Here is a 2,862-nt window from a genome sequence, read left to right as displayed (position 1 = left end):
CGGTCGTGCTGTCCGCCGCCCGGCAGATCAACGGGCTGGTGCGGCTCGGTGAGACTCTGCGAGCCGCGTTGAACACCGTGGCCGCCTACGATCCCGAGTGGCTGGCCGACTGGGCTCCGCCTGAGTGGTTCGACCGGTACGCGATCCGGTTTGAGGACACCCGGCTACCCAAGGGGAAGACCAAGCAGATCGAGCTGATCGAGCAGATCGGTGCTGACGGGTTCAGCCTCCTTGCGGCCCTGTACGGACCGGACGCTCCTCCGTCCCTACGGCTGCTTCCGCGGGTTCAGTCCCTGCGGCAGATGTGGATCCAGCAGTACTTCGTCGACAACGGGCAAGTCCGTCGCCGGGACCTCAAAGACCGGCCGCCGGGCGCGGAGCGACTGGTCACGCCCTACGACACCGACGCTCGCGGCAGCGTGAAACGCGGCGTCTTTTGGGACGGCTACAAGGTCCACCTCACCGAGACCTGCGAGCCGGACAGCCCGAACCTGATCACACACGTCGCCACGACCGACTCCACCGTCCAGGACGTGCGGCTGGTCGCCCCGATCCACGCCCACCTCGCCGAGCGCGACCTCCTGCCCGACCGCCACCTGGTCGACGCGGGCTACGCAACGGCCAGGGAAGTGGTCACTGCCCGCCAAAAGCACAAAGTGAACCTGGTGGGCCCGATCCTCGCCTCCACCAGCTGGCAGACCAAGGACGGCGGCTTCTCCCAGACAGACTTCGCCATCGACTGGGAGAACCGGCAGGTGACCTGTCCCAACGGCGCGACCAGCAGCCGCTGGGCCGAAGACCGCTCCCAGGAGGGGGCAGCCGTGATCCGAGCACGGTTTCCGCCGGCTGCCTGCCGTCCATGCAAGACCCAAGAGCAGTGCACCCGTTCGAACAGCAAGTGGGACATGGGCCGTCGGATCACCCTCCGGCCGCAAGCTGAGTATGAGGTGATTCAGCAGGCGCGGGCCCAGGAAGAGACCCAGGAGTGGAAGGAACAGTACGCACACCGGGCTGGTGTCGAAGGCACGATCTCCCAGGGTGTTCGAGCTTTCGGCCTGCGACGATGCCGCTATCATGGTCTGGCCAAAGCCCGACTGCAACACCAACTAACCGCCACCGCGATGAACTTCCACCGTCTCAATGCCTGGTGGACCAACACCCCTCGGGCGCGGACTCGCGTTTCTCACCTGGCAGCCCTCCGGCCCACTGGGAGGTGTGCAAGCTGAAGTTGCTGGTCACAGGGCTGGCGTGAGTGGGCATCGGGATGCTCGTCCTGGTCGCCGGCAGGTGACATTTGGTAAAGATCGTCGGTCATCGGGCGACTTCGCGGTTCGTGAGGACCAGCAAGGCCCTGACCAAGGCGGTCACCCAGGCCCGCCAAGATTCTTAACAGCAGCCCCAGCCCGAAAACGCCAGCGGGGCTCCCCGCCCACAAGAACGGGAAGCTCCACCTGCCAGCCTGCGCTGGTCAACCGGCCATGGCGGCCACGACCAGCGCAACAGCCGCACCGCACAGCAGCACCACAAGCGGCCATGCCAGCCGGTCGCGCCCGGTACGCCTGCGCCACAGCACCAGCCACAGCGCGCACGCCGCCACGAACACGACCGTCACACCGCTCAGCTCGTCCTCCCGCCACGCCACCCGCACGGTGCCAGGGTCAGCACCCCATACAAGCAGCGCGACGAGGACGCCCACGGTCAGAGCGCACACCGCTTCCAGCAGCCTGCTCACACGGTGCCCTTCTTCTCCGGCGCCTTCGTCAGGTCAGTGCGCGGGCGGAACGGACGGCTTGACCTCGACGGTCTCCGTCTTGCGGCCTTCTGCGTCCGTGCTGGTGGACCGCTTCTCCCCGGCGCGAGGACCAGCCAGGGGCCCCTGGGGCGCACCGGACTCCGCGAGATTGACGCGCGTCTTGACCATGAGGGTCTTGCCGTTTGCGTCCTTGACCACCTTGCCGTCCGCCCCGATCAGCGGCATCTCTTCGGGCATCTTGGACACGTCCACCGTGCCGTCGGGGTTCACCCACTCCGGGGTGGGCGGCGCCGGTGGCACCGCGGCCTTCTCGGCCTGCCTGCTGTCGGCGGAGCGGGGCGCCTCATCAGCGGAGGCGTTCACCGCCAGGGCGCCCAGCAGCAGCACCCCGGCCACCGCTCCCACAGCGAGGGATACACGGGTCTTCTTCATGCGTGGTGTCTCCAGCCCTTGCAGGTTACGGCTCGATGAAGTGCTGTCCGGACCAGATCGGAACGTTGCCCCCGTACCAGGAGCCGCCGTAGTAGACGTTGCCCCCGCCCTTGGTGGCGTAATAGCCGCCGCCGCAGGGCGGCACGATCCCGAAATCGTAGGCGAGTTCCATCTTGGAGGTCTCGGTGGTGTTGGCGTAGCCGCTCCAGGTGCCGTCGGGATTCTGGGTGCCCATGAGCTGCCTGCACACGCCCCACTTGGTGCCGTCCCACTTGAAGTACTGCCATCCGGTCTTGAGATCGCCCGGGTTCCGGTTCCAGACCAGGATGCATGACTGTGCGATGGGGATGCCGGAGGCGGCCAGCGCATAGGACTTGGCGTAGCCGCCTCTGCCGCCGTGGGAGACCTCCGCGTAGGTGTACAGGCACTTGGAGGAGTCGGTGTTGGCCCAGACCTCGTCGGACTGGTACACGTAGTGCGCCTGGGCGGCGGTGGCGGTGGTGAACACCAGCATCAGGGATGCACCGAAGGCGATCAGGGCGCCGAGCGGCCGGGTTAATCGGCGTCTTGCCCGTGGCGCGGGGTGTCGGGTGGGTTTCACATGGATCCTCTCATCTTGTTCGTGCACGGCTGATGCGGGCCGCTGGTGCCGGCCCGCACACGTGTTTGACCTTATG

Annotated in this window: 4 protein-coding genes; 1 reads left to right on the top strand and 3 read right to left on the bottom strand. The window is 67.0% G+C overall.

The window, feature by feature from the left end; all coding sequences use genetic code 11:
* A partial coding sequence (locus ACFY9S_RS40615; RefSeq protein WP_391139179.1) for a transposase occupies positions 1-1,226 on the top strand: 1,226 nt, incomplete at its 5' end.
* Positions 1,227-1,468: 242 nt separating this feature from the next.
* Here ACFY9S_RS40615 and ACFY9S_RS40610 read toward each other — a convergent pair.
* The 3 genes from ACFY9S_RS40610 to ACFY9S_RS40600 are packed head-to-tail and all read right to left on the bottom strand — an operon-like array spanning position 1,469 to position 2,699.
* Complete coding sequence (locus ACFY9S_RS40610; protein WP_391139177.1) at positions 1,469-1,732, bottom strand: hypothetical protein; 264 nt, start codon at positions 1,730-1,732, stop codon at positions 1,469-1,471.
* A 33-nt stretch (positions 1,733-1,765) separates the two neighbouring features.
* Positions 1,766-2,185, bottom strand: coding sequence for a hypothetical protein (locus tag ACFY9S_RS40605; RefSeq protein WP_391139175.1), 420 nt, complete (start codon positions 2,183-2,185; stop codon positions 1,766-1,768).
* 25 nt (positions 2,186-2,210) lie between these two features.
* Entirely contained in the window at positions 2,211-2,699 is a 489-nt protein-coding gene (locus tag ACFY9S_RS40600; protein ID WP_391139173.1) for a hypothetical protein, read from the bottom strand.
* Between the last annotated feature and the right edge of the window lie 163 nt (positions 2,700-2,862).

This window comes from Streptomyces sp. NPDC012474 (assembly GCF_042955185.1).
Classification (GTDB): Bacteria; Actinomycetota; Actinomycetes; order Streptomycetales; family Streptomycetaceae; genus Streptomyces; species Streptomyces cahuitamycinicus.
The sequence above is the reverse complement of the archived record's forward strand: the minus strand, read 5'-3'. Positions and strand labels throughout refer to the sequence as shown.

Coding starts and splice junctions, on each gene's coding strand:
- ACFY9S_RS40605 (WP_391139175.1), bottom strand. CDS start 2,185: ATGAAGAAGACCCGTGTATCCCTCGCTGTGGGAGCGGTGGCCGGGGTG.
- ACFY9S_RS40600 (WP_391139173.1), bottom strand. CDS start 2,699: ATGCTGGTGTTCACCACCGCCACCGCCGCCCAGGCGCACTACGTGTAC.